Below are 16027 nucleotides of genomic sequence, written 5' to 3'. Positions count from 1 at the left end.
CCGCCCGCGCGTCACGCCAGATCGTCCGGCAGGGCGACCCCCATCTCCTGCCCGAGCCAGCGGGCAAAGACCCGCAAGGGGGCGCGGCGCCGGGTGGTGGCCGGGTAGACGAGGTGGTGGCCGATGTAGGTGATGTCCTGCGCCAGGCCGCGCAAAGGCGCGACGAGGCGGCCGCTGGCGATCTCGCGCTCGGCGAGCAGCGTCGATTCGAGCGCCACGCCGAGCCCGTCGGCGGCGGCCGCGATGGCGAGGAAGCTGCGGTCGAACCGCACGCCGAGGGGGCGGGGCGCCGGCAGGCCGTTGCGGGCGAACCAGAGCGGCCAGCGCACCTGCTTGTTGTCGCTCTGGATCAGCACCTGATCGAGGAGATCCTCCGGTCGGCGGATGCAGGCGGCCCGCGCGGGGTCGCAGAGCGGCGTCACCGTCTCGGCGCAGAGCGGCACCGTCACCAGGCCCTCGCCCCGAGGCGGGCCGTAGACGATGTCGGCGTCAAACTCGTCGCTGACGAAGCGGGCGTAATCCATGCCGGCAGCGAGACGCACCTCGAAGCCCGGATTGGCGGTCAGGAAGCGGGCGAGGCGGGGCGTCAGCCACTGCGCCGCGAGGCTCGGGGCGCAGTGCAGGCGCAGGAGCTGGGGCCCGCGCGCCGCCACGAGGTCGAGGCCGCGATGCAGTTCGTCGAAGGCGCGGCCGACATGCTCCAGCAGGGCCTCGCCGGCGGCGGTCGGCACCACGCCCTGGCCCTGGCGCTCGAACAGGGTCACGCCGAGGGACGCCTCCATCTTGCGGATGGCATGGCTGACGGCGCTCGCCGTCAGGTTCAGCTCCGCCGCCGCATCCTTGAACGAGCGGCGGCGCGCCGCGGCCTCGAAGGAGCGGACGGCGGAGAGGGGGACGCGCAGCGACATCGGGTGACGATGCGTCGGCGCGGGCGGGCTGGCAACCGCCCCGCTCGTGCGGTTTCCGAACGATTGCTGCGCAATCGCGCGGCGATGCGGAAACCGGCCTCGCTCAGGCGCGGCGCTGGCCGGTGATACGGTTTTTCGGGAGGGATCGTCTGGAAAGCCGCATGATACCGACGGGGGTCGGCAACGACCTTTGGTACTGTTCACAGCCGACGACACTGGCGGATGCGCAGGCCGAGAGTGCCGTTCCGTGATGGCTCACCAGAGGCCGAGGACCGGGGGGACAGTCCTCACATCGTCGCCAAGCCGCCGGCTTGGAATCGACGATTCGAGATGGTTCATCGGCCCGTCGATCTCGGGCTTGCCCGAGACCGAATGGATGCGCCGACATCGTGGAGCGCTGGTCTCACGCCTCCCGGTCGGGCAGGACGATGCGGAACCGCGCCCCGCTGCGGGTCTCGTCGAGGCTCAAGGCTCCGCCGTTGAGCCGCACCAGCTCGGCCGCGATGGCGAGGCCGAGCCCCGTGCCGCCCGAGCGGCCCGAGCCTTGGAACGCCTCGAACAGGTGGGCGCGGGCCCGCTCCGGCAGCCCGGGGCCGTTGTCGGAGACGAGGATCGTCACGGTCGTCCCGCGGCGCACGGCCTCGATCGCCACCACGGGCGGGCCCTCGCTCGCGCCCGCGAGCCCGATCGCCTGCACGGCGTTGCGCACGAGGTTGACCAGCACCCGGGACAGCTGGCCCGGATCGGCATCGACCGTCAGGTCCTCGGGCGTGCGGTCCGCGATGGTGATGGCGGTGCCCGGCGCCAGCCCGGCGAGGTCGAGGGCATCGCGCAGGATCGGCCGCAGCGGCGTCGGACGCCGCTCCGCCGGGGGCTCGGCGGCGCGGCCATAGGCCAGCGTGCCCTCGCAGTAGCGGATGGCGCGGCCGAGGGTCGCGACGAGGCGCGGCGCCACCCGCTGCACCCCCGGATCGTCGACATGCTCGAGCCGGTCCACCAGGAGCTGGGCGGTGGTCAGCAGGTTTCTCAACTCGTGGTTGATCTTGCTCACCGACAGGCCGAGATCGGCGAGCCGCCGCTTCTGGCGCAGCTCGCCCGACAGGATCGTCTCCATCCGGGCGAGCGCCGTCTCGGCGGCGCCGATCTCGTCGCTGCGCCAGGACGGCGCGATCCGCCGCGACAGATCCTCCGGATCCTCCGCGAAGGACGCGATGTTGCGGGCGAGCCGCCGCACCGGCCGCACGATCGAGAGCTGGAGCACCAGGAAGACGAGGCCGGCGGTGATCCCCGAGATCACCAGCGAGGCGACCAGGATGCGGCCCGAGAAGGCGATCATCGCCCGGCGCAAGGGCGCGGGATCGAGGACGAGCTCGACGAAGTCGACCCCGTCCATGCCGTGGCCGATCACCCGCAGGGGCAGGGGGCTCGCCTGGGTCAGGGTGCGCCAGGCGCCGGCGATCCCCTCGAGCCAGCCGGCCTCGCGCAGGTCGACGGTCTCGCCGACTTCCGGTGGCATCGGCGTCAGGTTGAGGAGGCGCCGCGCGCCGCCGGCCTTGAGCGCGATGGCCCGGGTGCCCGCGCCCATCAGCAGGCGCCGGGCGAGGTCGTCGGAGACCCGCTGCTGGGGCGCGGCGTCGAGGACGAGGGCGGCGACCTGCGCAGCGGCGACCCTGTCGGAGAGCCAGGAGCGCCGGTAGCTCGCGACGCTCGGCACGTAGATCAGCACTTCGGCGATGAGGACGAACACCACCGTGAGGAGCAGCAGGCGGCCGGACAGGCCGATGCGGCCGGCGAGGCGCCGGATGCCACCCTGCCTGCCCGCATCATCCCGTCCCTGCACGGTGCCGACGCCCCCAATCGCCCGGCGGTCCCGCCGGGCCCCCGAGTCCCACAACGCCTCGAATCTAACACGCCCGTCCGGCGCCGGTCGCCCGCGCGGCGGGAGCCGATCCGAAGCTATCCCCGGATTGCTGAAAATCCAGTCGTCACCCAACCAATGGGGCACGAGCCGAAGTCGGTCACCCTCACGCGGCGGGACGCTTCCAGCGCCGCCACGCGACCGGCATGAGCGCGAGGGCGCCGAGGCCGAGCAGGGTGGCGATCAGCTGGGGCGTGACGATGGCCCTGAGCGACAGGGCGGCGTCGCAGGCGATGCCCCCGGCGACGAGGCAGGCTTCCTTCGCGGCCTGATGGGCGGCCACGACGTTCTCCACCCCGGCGCCGGCCGAGGCGTAGATGAACGCGCCGGGGCTGATGCCGATGAGCGTGGCGAGCGCGAAGGTGCGGAGCCTGACCCCGAAGATCGCCGGCGCCAGGTTGGTCATCCAGAACGGGAAGACCGGCAGGAGCCGCAGCACCATCACGTACGAGAACGCGTCGCGGCGAAACCCCTCGGCGAGGCGCCCGAGCCGCGAGCCGGCGCGGCGCAGCAGCACCTCGCCGGCGGCGGTGCGGCCGATCGAGAATACCACCACCGCGCCCGTCGTCGCGGCCGAGATCGACACGAGGGCGCCGGCCACCGGCCCGAACAGGAAGCCGCACAGGGTCGTCATCACCACCGAGACCGGCAGCGACACGATCACGGTGCCGACGTAAGCCAGGTAGGCGCAGGCATAGGCGCGCCAGAATCCCTCCGCGACCCAGGCCTTGGCGTAGGCCCGGGAGGCCAGCAGCTGGTCGAGGCTGAACCAGCGCGTGAACCCGCCGACGAGGAGGCCGAGGGAGAGCGCCACCAGCGCGACGAGCGGCAGCACCCGCAGCCAGCCGCGCCAGGCCGGGGCCGCCACGGCCTCGGGACCGGCCTCCTCCGGCGCGTCGGGCGGGGGGGGATCGCGGTCGGGCCGGGGCAGCGCGCTCACCTGGCCTTCTGCATGCGCAGGATCTTGAAGAACCCGCCCGGGAAGGTCGGGCGCACGCCGAGGAACGTCACGCCGCGGCTCTTCGCCCAGGCCTCGATCCGGGCGGCCTTGAAGGCCGAACTCCAGCCTATCTTCTCGCAGAGCGGCGCGACGATCTCCTCGACCTTGGCGATCGTGCCCGTGTCCTGGCCGAAATGGTTGGCGAGCACGATCATGCCGCCGGGCCGCACCACCCGCAGGAACTCGTCGAGGGCGCCCTCGGGATCGGGCACCAGGGTGATGAGGAACTGGGCCACCACCGCGTCGAAGCTCGCGTCGGCGTAGCCCAGCCGGCAGACATCCATCACCTGGAGGCCCTTGACGTGGGTGAGCCCGCGCCGCGCCACCTTGCGGTTGGCGCGGCGGAGCATGTCCTCGGACAGGTCGACGCCGTAGACCTCGGATTCCCTCGGGTAGTAGCCGAGGGACAGGCCGGTGCCGACGCCGGCCTCCAGGATGCGCCGCCCGCCGACGAGCGCCGCCTCGACCGCGTCCCGCGCCGCCGGCTCGGTGAGCTTGTCGTAGACCACGTCGTAGACCGGCGCCCAGCGCGCATAGGCCTTGCGCATCAAGGCGGTGGTGGGCCCCGCCTCTCGCGGCTCGCTCAGCATGTCGGTATCGTCTCCGAGGTCGATCGTCTCGCGGGCAATGACGCGCGCGGTTGTGCTACGGTTTCCCGAGGAAATCTTCGGAAATCGTCCTAGAGCATTTTTCGACGGAGCGGGTAGCGGTTCGTCGCGGAAAATGCGGCAAGATCAACACCCTAGAGCAGCGCCGGGCGACCGGGCGACCGGGCGCCGCCCTCGGCGGACTTGCGTCGGCAGGCCACCGCGTCGCGCGCTTAGGCTCTTGTTTCGTCGCAGATTTTCGCCGCCGAACCGGTGTCCACGTCGGCGAAACCCGCTCAGGCCGCGGCCAGGCGCTCCGCCTCGACCCGCCGGATGGTGCCGCCGCCGAGCACCCGGGCCCGCGGTCCGTCATCGGCATAGATGACGCAGGCCTGGCCCGGGGACACTCCGTCCTCCGGGGTGGCGAGCGCGATCTCGGCCGAGGCCGTGTCGAGATTCCAGGTCAGGGTGGCGGGGCGCGGCTCGCGGGTCGAGCGGACCCGCACCGCCACGGGCAGCTGGCGGGCCGTCGTCAGGGGGGCGTCGCCGAGCCAGTTCGGATCGGCGAGGCGCACCACCGAGGTGGCGAGCGCCTCCCGGGGGCCGACCACCACCCGGGCCTCGCCGGGCTCCAGGCGCACGACGTAGAGCGGCTCGCCCGCCGCCACGTTGAGGCCGCGGCGCTGGCCGACCGTGAAGCCGATGATGCCGTCGTGGCGGCCGAGCCGCCGCCCGTCGAGGTGGACGATCTCGCCCGGGCGCACTGCATCGGGCCGCAGGCGCGCGATCACGTCCTGGTAGCGGCCCTGTGGCACGAAGCAGATGTCCTGGCTGTCGGGCTTGTCGGCGACCGAGAGGCCGAATTCCTTGGCCAGCGCCCGGGTCTCGTCCTTCGGCCGCTCGCCCAGGGGGAAGCGCAGGAGGTCGAGCTGCTCGCTCGTGGTGGCGTACAGGAAATAGCTCTGGTCCCGGGCCGGATCGAGGGCGCGGTGGAGCGCCCGGCCGCCGCCCGGCAGCGCCCGGCTCGCGACGTAGTGGCCGGTCGCCAGCACGTCGGCGCCGAGGTCCCGGGCGGTGGTCAGCAGGTCGCGGAACTTGATCGAGCGGTTGCACTCGACGCAGGGAATCGGCGTCTCGCCCTGGAGGTAGCTGTCGGCGAACCGGTCGATCACCGCCTCGCGGAACCGGTCCTCGTAGTCGAGGACGTAATGCGGGATCCCGATCGTCTCGGCGGCGCGGCGGGCGTCGTGGATGTCCTGGCCGGCGCAGCAGGCGCCGCGGCGGTGGGTGGCCGCGCCGTGGTCGTAGAGCTGCAGCGTGATCCCGACCACGTCGTAGCCCTCGCGCTTCAGGAGCGCGGCGACGACGGAGGAATCGACGCCCCCGGACATCGCCACGACGACGCGGGTCTCTTCCGGGGCCTTGGGCAGATCGAGCGAGTTCATGACCATGCGCGGGATTTCGGGTCGCGCTCCGGGCGGTGATCCGCGATGCGCGAGGGAGTCTATAGCGATCCAACCGGGGTTCTGCCAGGGCGGCAGGGGAAGGCCCCACCGTCACGTGAGGGGGGCAGTTCTTGCCGGGGGCCCGGCAGATTTCGACCGGACGGACGCCGCCGGCCCATGAGGCTGTAAAAATAGCCTCATCATATCAGTTGCTTACCCTGTGCGCCCGACTGGCAGGCGGCTTGCTCCGCCTCGACCCGGAAGGTCGGCCCGACGGGCCGGCGACGAGGTCGGCGATGCAGATCAGCGCAGCGGGTGAGGGGGGACGGATGACGGGCCGCGAGCCGGCCCGGCCGGTTCGGGCCGCCGCGCACGAGCTGTTTCGTCCGACTGCCGACGAGGCCGCCCGCGCGTCCCGGCTCGCCCGGGCGGACGCCGCATCGCGCGCCCGCACCGCGCCCGATCGCACCGATACGTCGTCCCTCGACCGTTCGCGGACCGAAGCGTCCGACGCGGAAGCCAAGGCCGAGCGGGCCCGCACCGCCGACCAGACGGCCCGGTCGCGTGCGCAGGACGCCCGTCAGGAAGCCCGCGACGAGGCACGGGCGGACGAGGCCCGCACCGAGGCGGTCCGCGCCCGCAAGGCACTCGACCGCAAGACACTTGCCAACAAGACACTCGCCCGCGACTCGGCGGATCCCGCCGCACGGCGTGCCGACGACCATGCCGGCCAGGCAGAGGCGCGCAAGCCCGCCGCCGGTCCGCCGGCCCAGGCCGGTGCCGCCGCGCAGGCCGAGGCCGTGCACGCCGCCGCGGCGGCCGGGGAGGGGACGGGCGAGATCGATCCCGACGACGAGACGGAGGTCGAGAACGCGGCGGGCGATGCTCCGCCCGGCTCGCTCCTGGCGCTCCTCGCCGCCCCGGCGCCGGCGAGCCCGGCCACCGCCGGGGCCGCGGTGACCTCGGAAGGCGGCGCGACGGCGAACGGACCGGGGATCGCGGCGGCCGGAAAGCCGGCCGTCCCGGTCGCCGCCGATCCGGCGACGGAACGCCGGTCCGAGACGGGGGAGGGGGCTGCTGCGGCGCCCGCCGGCCAGGCGATGCCCGACCCGTCGGCGGCGCAGGCCGGCGCCGGGATCGGGGGCATCGACGCCAAAAGCGTCGGCGCCAAAGCCGGCCTCGAGGCCAGTGCCGGCCCCGAGGCCAAGGGAGCCGCCGCCGGCGCGGACACGGTCCAGGGACGGCCCGCGGTCTCGGTCCAGGCCCCGTTGAGCGCCGTGCCGATGACGGTCGGGATGCGGGCCCTGTCCGGTACGAACCGCTTCGAGATCCGCCTCGACCCGATCGAGCTCGGGCGCATCGACGTGCGCCTGGACATCGACCGCGAGCACGGCGTGAAGGCGCATCTGGTGGTGGAGCGGCCCGAGACCCTCGCGCTGCTCCAGCGCGACGCCGGCAGCCTGCAGCAGGCGCTGGCCCAGGCCGGGCTCAACCCGGGCGACGGCGCCCTGAGCTTCTCCCTGCGCGACGAGGGCGGCCGGAATCCGCAGCGCGAGCAGACGGAGCGCCCGCCGGGGACCGATCGGCCCGGCGTCGAGGCGGCCGAGGAGCGCCAGGCCGCGCTCGCGCCGCTGCGCAGCCTCGCCCGGCCCCTCGACCTGCGAATCTAAAAGAAGATCATCCCGATGACGCGTGACAGACAGAGGTCCCGATGACCGCCGGCATCAGCAGCCTGACCAGCCTCTCCGGCGCCAGCGCCGGCAAGACATCGAGCGACGCCAGCACGATCGCCGGGAACTTCAACCAGTTCCTGACCCTGCTGACGACGCAGCTGCAGAACCAGAACCCGCTCGATCCCCTCGACACCAACCAGTTCACCCAGCAGCTGGTGCAGTTCGCCTCGGTCGAGCAGCAGCTCAAGACCAACGACCAGCTCGGCAACCTGATCACCGCCAGCAAGGCCTCGGCGGCCGCGACCGCCTCGGGCCTCATCGGCAAGACCGTGACGGCGGACGGCGCCACCGCGTCGCTCGCCGAGGGCAAGGCGACCTGGACCCTCGACCCGGCGCGGGCCGCCGCCAAGGCGGTCCTGACCATCACCGATCCCAAGGGCAACGTGGTGGCGACCCAGACCAAGGCGCTCGCCGCCGGCAGCCAGAGCTTCGCCTGGGACGGGCGTAGCTCGACCGGGCAGCTCGCCCCTGACGGCAAGTACACCCTGAAGGTCCAAGCCCTCGACGCCACCGGCGCGGCCGTCTCCGTCGACACCAAGATCTCCGGGACGATCTCCAGCGTGGACGTCTCGGGCGCCGAACCGGTCCTGACCATCGGCGACCGCACCGTGGCCCTCAGCAGCGTCGAGGCGATCGGTGGGACCGCAAGCAACTGATTCGGTGGATTGCTGTGGATTACGAATCACATGCGAGGGAAATGATTCAACCAATCTTAAGCGCGGGTCCCTAGCTTCGGTCTCGACAGGTCAGTCGAGTGTAGAGCGTATCATGACCGAACCGCATCGCCCGAGGGCGAAGTACGTCATCGGCCCGGACGGAAGCCCGCTAACCATCGCGGACCTACCGCCCACCGATACCCGCCGATGGGTGATCCGGCGCAAGGCCGAGGTGGTGGCCGCCGTCCGCGGCGGTCTCCTGAGCCTCGAAGAGGCCTGCCAGCGCTATACGCTGACGACCGAGGAATTCCTGAGCTGGCAGTTTTCGATCGAGCAGCACGGCCTCGCCGGCCTGCGCACGACCCGGATCCAGCACTACCGGCAGTAGGACCCGCCGACCCGTCGCGGCCCGGCCTCGCGCCAGGAGCCCGCGCCTCCGGCCCCGTCCGATCGACAGGCCCGGGACGCCCCGCTTCGCTTGCGAAGCCGCGGGCGTCCCGGGTTCGCGCACGTCAATTGCTGCCGCGTTAACCAAGTCATAACCACGACCCGGCAATTTTTGCCCTGGGGCCGCTTCCGGCTTCGGTTGGCGGGTGCGTGACGTCGTGAAGCCGGTCCTCGATCTGGTGACGAAGCTGGGGCCCTCGCGCCTCGCCGCGATGGGGGCGGTGACCCTCGCGCTGGTCGGATTCTTCGCCTTCGTCATCCTGCGGGTCTCCCGCCCCGAGATGGGCGTGCTCTACAGCGAGCTCTCGGTGCAGGATGCCGGCGCCGTGGTGCGCGACCTCGAAGCCCGGGGCATCCGCTACGAGATGCGGGGCGATGCCGGCCAGACGGTGATGGCGCCCCGCGCCGACCTCGCGCGGCTGCGCATGGATCTGGCCGCCAAGGGACTGCCGAGCGCCGGCGGCGTCGGCTACGAGATCTTCGACAAGGGCGACGCCTTCTCGTCGACGAGCTTCGTCCAGAACGTCAACCACCTGCGGGCGCTCGAGGGCGAGCTCGCCCGCTCGATCCGGGCGATCGGCCGAGTCCAGGCGGCGCGCGTCCACCTCGTCCTGCCCGAGAAGCGGCTGTTTTCCCGCGACCGCGAGGCGCCGAGCGCCGCGATCGTGGTGCGGCTCGCTGGCGACCTCGATCCGGGCCAGGTCCGGGCGGTGCGCCACCTCGTCGCCTCGGCGGTCGAGGGCCTGAAGCCCGAGCGCATCTCGATCGTCGACGAGCGCGGGCGGCTCCTCGCCGACGGCGCCCGGGGCGCCGAGGACCAGGCGGGCATCGGCCTCGACGAGCGCCAGACCGGCCTGGAGCGGCGCCTGCGCAACCAGGTCGAGGAGATCGTCGCCGGCATCGTCGGGTCGGGCCGCGCCCGGGTCCAGGTCACGGCCGAGCTCGACGCCAACCGGATCGAGAGCCGCTCCGAGACCTTCGATCCCGAGAGCCGCGTCGTGCGCTCGACCCAGACCCGCACCGAGACCCAGCAGACGCAGGGCAACGAGAACGGCGTCACGGTCGGCAACGAGTTGCCGGGCGCCAACCAGGGCCAGCAGAACCAGGGCCCGCGCGATGCCTCGAACAAGAACGAGGAGACGACGAACTACGAGATCTCCCGCGTCACCCGCACGGAGGTGAACGAGGGCGGCCGGGTCAAGCGCCTGTCGGTGGCGGTGCTGGTCGACGGCACCTACGCGGCGGGGCCCGATGGCAAGGCGGTCTACACCCCGCGGCCCGCCCCCGAGCTCGAGCGCCTGACCGCGCTGGTGCGCACCGCGGTGGGCTACGACAAGGCGAGGGGCGACCAGGTCGAGGTGGTGAACCTGCGCTTCGCCGAGACCCCGGCGGTGCCCGACCTGCAGGAGCCCGGCCTCCTCGCGTCGTTCCTGCAGCCGACCAAGGAGGACGTGCTGCGCATCGCCGAGATGACGGTGCTCTTCTTCCTCGGCCTCGTGGTGGTGATGACCGTGGTGCGCCCGCTGGTGGCGAAGGTCGTCGCCTCGGAGACGCCCGCCCTCGCGCTCGGCCAGGTGACGGTGCTCACCGATGCCAGCGGCCGGGTCATGGCGGTCGAGGGCGGGACGGCCAAGCCCGCCATGCCGACCGAGATCGCGATCCCCGAGAGCCAGGCCGGCCGCCTCGTCGAGTTCGCCAAGATCAACGGCAAGATCCAGGCCCAGACCGTCGAGCGCGTGGTCGACGTGGTGAAGTCCAACCCGACCGAGACCGTCGAGGTGCTCCGCACCTGGATCAACGACCGCTGACGCGGATCCGGATCGACGACCGCTGACCCGCACCGCGGGGCCCGCCGCGCCGCGGCCGGCCCCCTCCGCCTCCCCAATTCGACCGAGGACGACCCGACGTCATGGCCGCGACCCCGATGCCGATCACCCTCCCGACCGCCGGGGCCGCGGGCTACGCCGAGATGCCCGGCACCCAGCGCGCCGCCGCGCTGCTGCTGCTGCTCGGCGACGAGGACGGCGCGCCGATCTGGCGCATGCTGGAAGAGGACGAGATCAAGAAGGTCTCGCACGCCATGGTCCAGCTCGGCTCGCTCGAAGCCGACGTGGTCGAGCACCTGATCATCGACTTCGTGTCGCGGCTCTCGGCGAGCGGCGGCATCACCTCGAGCTTCGAGCGCACCGAGTCGCTCCTCCTGAAGATCTTTCCGCCCGAGCAGGTCTCGGTGATCATGGCGGAGGTCAAGGGCGCCTCCGGCCGCCGGGTCTGGGCCAGCCTGACCCAGATCGACCCCGAGATCCTGGCCTCGTTCCTGCGCAACGAGTACCCGCAGACCGTCGCGGTGATCCTGTCGCGGGTGCGCTCCGACTACGCCGCCCGGGTGCTGACGATCCTGCCGGAGGATTTCGCCATCGACGTCCTCAACCGGATGCTCCGGATGGAGACGGTGCAGAAGGAGGCCCTGCGCCACATCGAGGAGATCCTGCGGGTCGAGTTCGTCTCGACCATCGCCCAGACCACCCGGCGCGACGCGCACGAACTCCTCGCCGACGTGTTCAACGCCTTCGACCGCCAGACCGAGATCCGGTTCCTCACCGCCCTCGACCAAGCGAATCGCGGCTCGGCGAAGAAGATCCGCCAGCTGATGTTCACCTTCGACGACCTGATGAAGCTCGATGCCGGCAGCGTCCAGACCCTGATGCGCAGCGTCGACCGCGACGTGCTGGCGCGCGCGCTCAAGGGCGCCTCCGACCCGGTGCGCAACTTCTTCTTCGCCAACATGTCGAGCCGCGCGGCCAAGAACATGCAGGACGAGATGGGCTCGCTCGGGCCGATCCGTCTCAAGGACGTCGACGAGGCCCAGTCGAAGATGACCGACCTCGCCAAGGACCTGGCCGAGAAGGGCGAGATCATGATCGCCAAGAACAGCGCCGAAGAGGAGCTGGTCTACTGATGGCTCAGATCCGGCGCTTCCTGTTCGATACCGATTTCAGCCCCCCCGGCGGCAAGCCGCAGCGGGAGGATCCCGGCGCGCCGGGCGCCGCGGCGGCCCAGGCAGCCGCCGAAGCGGAAGCCTCGGCCCGCGCCGCGGCGGAAGCCTCCGCCTTCGCCCGCGGCCTGCAGGAGGGCCGCGCCCAGGCCGAGGCGCAGGTCCAGGCCCGCCTCGCCGATGCCCTCAACCGGGTCGCGGCCGCCGCCGCCGGCATGATCGCCGCCGCGGACGAGCGCGATGCCGCGTGCGAGGCCCAGGCCCTCGATTTCGCCGTCGCGCTCGGGCGCAAGATCGCCGGGGCCGCCCTCGACAGCCAGCCGGTCGCGGCGATCGCCGAGGCCGCGGGCCGCGCGCTCCAGCACCTGCGCGGCGTGCCCCACCTGGCGATCCGGGTCCACGACGACCTCGTCGAGGAGACCGAGCGGCAGGTCGCGCGGCTCGCCCGCGAGCGCGGCTATGACGGCCGCCTGATCGTGCTCGGCGATCCCGGCCTGGCGCCGGGCGATGCCCGCATCGAATGGGCCGACGGCGGCGTGGTGCGCGACCGCGCGGCCATCGAGGCGGCGGTGTTCGCCGCCCTCGCACCCGCCTGACGCCGCACGCTGCGGCCCTTCTTCGCCTCTCCGACGTCTTTCCGCTCTCGCTTCGTCCCCAAAGGTAACCCCGATGTCCTCCGACAACGATCTCGGACTGCCCCAGCTCAACGAGGCGGACCTCGCCTTCGACACGGCGGCGGCCAGCACGATGCGCGACGCGCCGGTGGCGGCGAAGTCGGCGGCGGACCTCGAGCAGGTCTTCGACGTGCCGGTGATGGTCTCGGCGGTGCTCGGGTCGTCGCGGATGCCGATCGGCGACCTCCTGCGCCTCGGTCCCGGCACGGTGCTGGAACTCGACCGCAAGGTCGGCGAGGCGATCGACATCTTCGTCAACAACCGCCTCGTCGCCCGCGGCGAGGTGGTGCTGGTGGAGGAGCGCCTCGGCGTGACGATGACCGAGATCGTCAAGGTGGACGGCTGAGGCCCGGTCCCGCCCGCATCCCGACCGACACGAGACGCCACGGAGTGCCCGCCATGCGGCTGCTGATCATCGGACGCCTGAACGGCGAACTCATCACCGCCTCCCGGATCGCCATGAGCCGCGGCGCCGCCGTGACCCAGGCCGACGGGATCGAGCAGGGGCTCAACGCGCTGCGCGCCAAGGGCGCCGACCTCGTCATGGTCGACGTGTCGCTGCCGATCCGGGTGCTGGTGACGGCGCTCGCCGACGAGCGCATCCGCACCCCGGTGGTCGCCTGCGGCACCGGCACCGACGCCAAGGCCGCCGTGGCGGCGATCCAGGCGGGGGCCAAGGAATACATTCCGCTGCCGCCCGATCCCGAGCTGATCGCGGCGGTGCTGGAGGCGGTGGCGTCGGATGCCCGCTCCTTCGTGTGGGGCGACCCGTCGATGGAGCGGGTGGTCAAGCTCGCCGAGCAGGTGGCGCGCTCCGACGCCTCGGTGCTGATCACCGGCGAGAGCGGCACCGGCAAGGAGGTGCTGGCGCGCCACGTCCACGCCCGCTCGAACCGGGCGCAGAAGCCCTTCGTCAGCGTGAACTGCGCGGCGATCCCCGACGCGCTGCTCGAATCCGAGCTGTTCGGCCACGAGAAGGGCGCCTTCACGGGCGCGGTGGCCCGGCGCATCGGCCGGTTCGAGGAGGCGAGCGGCGGCACGCTGCTCCTCGACGAGATCTCCGAGATGGATGTCCGGCTCCAGGCCAAGCTCCTGCGGGCGTTGCAGGAGCGGGTGATCGACCGGGTCGGCGGCACCCAGCCGGTGAAGGTCGACATCCGGGTGCTCGCCACCTCGAACCGCAACCTCGCCGAGGAGGCGCGCAAGGGCACGTTCCGGGAGGACCTGCTCTATCGCCTCAACGTGGTGAACCTGCGCCTGCCGCCGCTGCGCGACCGCCCGGCGGACATCCTGGCCCTCGCCGAGCATTTCGCGCGCAAATACGCCGAGGCCAACGGCCTCGCCGCCCGGCCGCTCTCCGCGGAGGCGCGCCGCCTCGTGACCCAGAGCCCGTGGCCCGGCAACGTCCGCGAGCTGGAGAACACCCTGCACCGGGCGGTGCTGCTGGCGAGCGGCCCCGAGATCGACGCCGACGCGATCCGCTCGCCCGAGGGCGATGCCTTCTCGACAGGTGCGATCGCGCTGGGCGCCGCCGCGCGGGCTGTCCAGACCGCCGAGGCGGTGACGCGGGGCTTCGTCGGCCGGTCGCTGGCGGATGTCGAGCGCGACCTGATCCTCGACACCCTCGATCACTGCCTCGGCAACCGCACCCACGCCGCCAAGATCCTGGGGATCTCGATCCGCACCCTGCGCAACAAGCTCAACGAGTATACCGGCGCCGGCATCGCGGTGGCCGAGCCGGGCCAGACCCGGATGCTGGCGGCCTACGGCTGAGGCGGTTTCGCCCCGGGCGGTGCTCGGGGAACCGTCGGGGGGGCGCCCGCCATCGTCGGGACGGCCGGGCCGGGCCGCGCGGCGGCGGCACAGATCGAGGCAGCGGGGGGAGGTCCGCCGCCGCGGTTGCGGTGCGTTCTTCCCTCAGGCCTGCAGGCGCGGGATCGCGTCGGCGAACCGCGCAATCGGCAGGAACAGGCTGAAGCGGCGCTCCTTGTCCTCGACGTGGATGATCGCCTCCTTCCACTCCGGCTCGCGGCAGGCGCGCCGCCGCAGCAAATTCGCGATATGCGCCGAGCAGTTGACGATCTCGCCCGGCTCATCGAGTTCCACGCCGCGCGTGTCGCGGATGAGGCGGCCGCCCACCTGAAAGTGAAAGTAGTAGCAGGACATCCCGCTCTCCCATGAGGTGGTTGTTCTGCTTTGAATACGATGGTTCGTCTCCGGCCGCCTTAACCCGAGTCAAGGGTTTTCGCATTCACCCCGGCGGCCGGTCCCGCCCCCTACAGGTAGCCGGTCCCCGCCTCCGCGGCGAAGCGGTCGGGCGGGCCCTCCCAGACGATGCGGGCATGCTCCAGCACGTAGACCCGGTCGGCGTGGGGCAGGGCGAAGGTGACGTTCTGCTCGCCGAGCAGCACGGTGATCGGCGTGGTCTGGCGCAGGCGTTCCAGCGCCTTCGAGAGCTGTTCGAGGATCACCGGGGCGAGGCCGAGGGTCGGCTCGTCGAGGATCAGGAGGCGCGGCTTCATCATCAGGGCGCGGGCGATGGTGAGCATCTGCTGCTCGCCGCCGGAGAGCGTGCGCGCCATCTGGCCGCCGCGGCTCTTGAGGATCGGGAACAGCTCGAACAGCCAGTCGAGCTGGCGCGCGCTCTCGGGTTTGGGCAGGTGCTGGCCGCCCAGATCGAGGTTTTCGCGTACGCTCATCTCGCCGAACAGCTCACGGGTCTCCGGCACCTGGACGATGCCGCCCTTGGCGATGCTCGCCGGCGTGCGCTTCGCCAGCGGCTCGCCCGAAAAGCCGATCTTTCCGGAATGCGGGACCAGCCCCGAAATGGCGTTGAACAGGGTGGTCTTGCCGGCGCCGTTGAGGCCGACCACCGAGACGAACTCGCCCTCGTGGACGTGAAGGCTCACCTGCCGCAGGGCCTGCGCCTTGCCGTAGAGCACGTCGAGCCCCTCGACCGTGAGCAAGGGCCGGCCGGCAAAGCGCGCCTCGGGCCGCGACGCAGTCTCGATGCTGCCGCCGAGATAGACCCGGCGCACGGTCTCGTTGCGCATCACCTCGGCGGCACTGCCCTCGGCGACGCGCTCGCCGAGATACATCGCGAAGACCCGGTCGACGAGGGCCGACACGCTCTTCACGTTGTGGTCGACGAGGAGCACCGCCTTGCCCTCATCGCGAAAACCGCGGATCAGGGCGGAGAAATCGGCGACCTCGCCGGAGGTGAGGCCGGCGAACGGTTCGTCGACCAGCACCACCTTGGGATCGCGGGCGATCGCCTTGGCGAGTTCCATCCGGCGCAGGTCGGCGAAGGGCAGGGTGCCGGGGCGCCGGTCCATCACGGCGCCTAAGCCCACCCGCTCGGCGATGGCGCGTGCCCGTTTCTCGACCCCGGCATCGGCGAAGAGCCGCACCAGGCTGTCGGGCAGGAGCGCGAGCTTGATGTTCTCCAGCACCGTCTGGCGGTGCAGCGGCCGCGAATGCTGGAACACGAGGCCGATGCCGGCCCGCGCCACCTTGTGCGAGGGCCAGCCGGCGATCTCGGTGCCGTCGAGCCGGATGCTGCCGCCATTCGGGCGCTCCAGCCCCATGATCAGCTTCATCACCGTCGACTTGCCCGAGCCGTTCGGCCCGATCAGCCCGACGATCTCGCCGGCCCGCACGGTGA

The 16027-nt window shown here is 72.1% G+C and carries 15 protein-coding genes; 8 read left to right on the top strand and 7 right to left on the bottom strand.

Annotated features, from left to right (window positions below; genetic code table 11):
• Positions 1 to 11: 11 nt before the first annotated feature.
• From QR78_RS02550 to mnmA, 5 genes are all read right to left on the bottom strand, one after another.
• Positions 12 to 908 (bottom strand): LysR substrate-binding domain-containing protein, encoded by an 897-nt coding sequence (locus tag QR78_RS02550; protein ID WP_048425919.1) that lies wholly within the window; start codon positions 906 to 908, stop codon positions 12 to 14.
• A gap of 403 nt (positions 909 to 1311) precedes the next feature.
• On the bottom strand, positions 1312 to 2748 hold the full coding sequence (locus QR78_RS02545) for a sensor histidine kinase (RefSeq protein ID WP_048425951.1): 1437 nt from the start codon (positions 2746 to 2748) through the stop codon (positions 1312 to 1314).
• Between the two features lie 184 nt (positions 2749 to 2932).
• Positions 2933 to 3766, bottom strand: coding sequence for a TVP38/TMEM64 family protein (locus QR78_RS02540; RefSeq protein WP_082171570.1), 834 nt, complete (start codon positions 3764 to 3766; stop codon positions 2933 to 2935).
• Positions 3763 to 4416: a class I SAM-dependent methyltransferase gene (locus QR78_RS02535; RefSeq protein ID WP_048425918.1), complete on the bottom strand. Its 654-nt coding sequence runs from the start codon at positions 4414 to 4416 to the stop codon at positions 3763 to 3765. The genes QR78_RS02540 and QR78_RS02535 overlap by 4 nt, the downstream gene beginning before the upstream one ends.
• 293 nt (positions 4417 to 4709) lie before the next feature.
• Positions 4710 to 5858 carry a tRNA 2-thiouridine(34) synthase MnmA gene (gene mnmA, locus QR78_RS02530; protein ID WP_048425949.1) on the bottom strand — a complete coding sequence of 383 codons (1149 nt, stop codon included), beginning with the start codon at positions 5856 to 5858 and terminating at the stop codon, positions 4710 to 4712.
• A gap of 296 nt (positions 5859 to 6154) precedes the next feature.
• On the opposite strand from mnmA, the gene QR78_RS02525 reads away from it, so the two are divergent.
• From QR78_RS02525 to flbD, 8 genes are all read left to right on the top strand, one after another.
• Complete coding sequence (locus QR78_RS02525; protein ID WP_082171569.1) at positions 6155 to 7528, top strand: flagellar hook-length control protein FliK; 1374 nt, start codon at positions 6155 to 6157, stop codon at positions 7526 to 7528.
• 41 nt (positions 7529 to 7569) lie between these two features.
• Positions 7570 to 8247, top strand: a complete 678-nt coding sequence (locus QR78_RS02520; protein ID WP_048425917.1) for a flagellar hook assembly protein FlgD — start codon at positions 7570 to 7572, stop codon at positions 8245 to 8247.
• A 112-nt stretch (positions 8248 to 8359) separates the two neighbouring features.
• On the top strand, positions 8360 to 8635 hold the full coding sequence (gene sciP, locus QR78_RS02515) for a CtrA inhibitor SciP (RefSeq protein WP_048425916.1): 276 nt from the start codon (positions 8360 to 8362) through the stop codon (positions 8633 to 8635).
• 217 nt (positions 8636 to 8852) lie between these two features.
• Positions 8853 to 10502, top strand: a complete 1650-nt coding sequence (gene fliF / locus QR78_RS02510) for a flagellar basal-body MS-ring/collar protein FliF (RefSeq protein WP_048425915.1) — start codon at positions 8853 to 8855, stop codon at positions 10500 to 10502.
• 101 nt (positions 10503 to 10603) lie between these two features.
• Positions 10604 to 11653 (top strand): flagellar motor switch protein FliG, encoded by a 1050-nt coding sequence (gene fliG, locus QR78_RS02505; RefSeq protein WP_048425914.1) that lies wholly within the window; start codon positions 10604 to 10606, stop codon positions 11651 to 11653.
• Complete coding sequence (locus QR78_RS02500; protein WP_048425913.1) at positions 11653 to 12285, top strand: FliH/SctL family protein; 633 nt, start codon at positions 11653 to 11655, stop codon at positions 12283 to 12285. Before fliG ends, QR78_RS02500 begins: the two co-directional genes overlap by 1 nt.
• Positions 12286 to 12358: 73 nt before the next feature.
• Positions 12359 to 12709, top strand: coding sequence for a flagellar motor switch protein FliN (gene fliN / locus QR78_RS02495; RefSeq protein WP_048425912.1), 351 nt, complete (start codon positions 12359 to 12361; stop codon positions 12707 to 12709).
• Positions 12710 to 12762: 53 nt separating this feature from the next.
• Entirely contained in the window at positions 12763 to 14136 is a 1374-nt protein-coding gene (flbD, locus tag QR78_RS02490; RefSeq protein ID WP_048425911.1) for a sigma-54-dependent transcriptional regulator FlbD, read from the top strand.
• A gap of 144 nt (positions 14137 to 14280) precedes the next feature.
• Here the strand turns inward: flbD and QR78_RS02485 are convergent, their stop codons facing one another.
• Positions 14281 to 14529: a DUF6894 family protein gene (locus QR78_RS02485; protein ID WP_048425910.1), complete on the bottom strand. Its 249-nt coding sequence runs from the start codon at positions 14527 to 14529 to the stop codon at positions 14281 to 14283.
• 110 nt (positions 14530 to 14639) lie between these two features.
• A partial coding sequence (locus QR78_RS02480; RefSeq protein WP_048425909.1) for an ATP-binding cassette domain-containing protein occupies positions 14640 to 16027 on the bottom strand: 1388 nt, incomplete at its 5' end.

Origin of the sequence: Methylobacterium indicum (assembly GCF_001043895.1) — a bacterium.
Taxonomy (GTDB): Bacteria; Pseudomonadota; Alphaproteobacteria; order Rhizobiales; family Beijerinckiaceae; genus Methylobacterium; species Methylobacterium indicum.
This window is presented reverse-complemented; position numbering and strand designations above follow the sequence as displayed.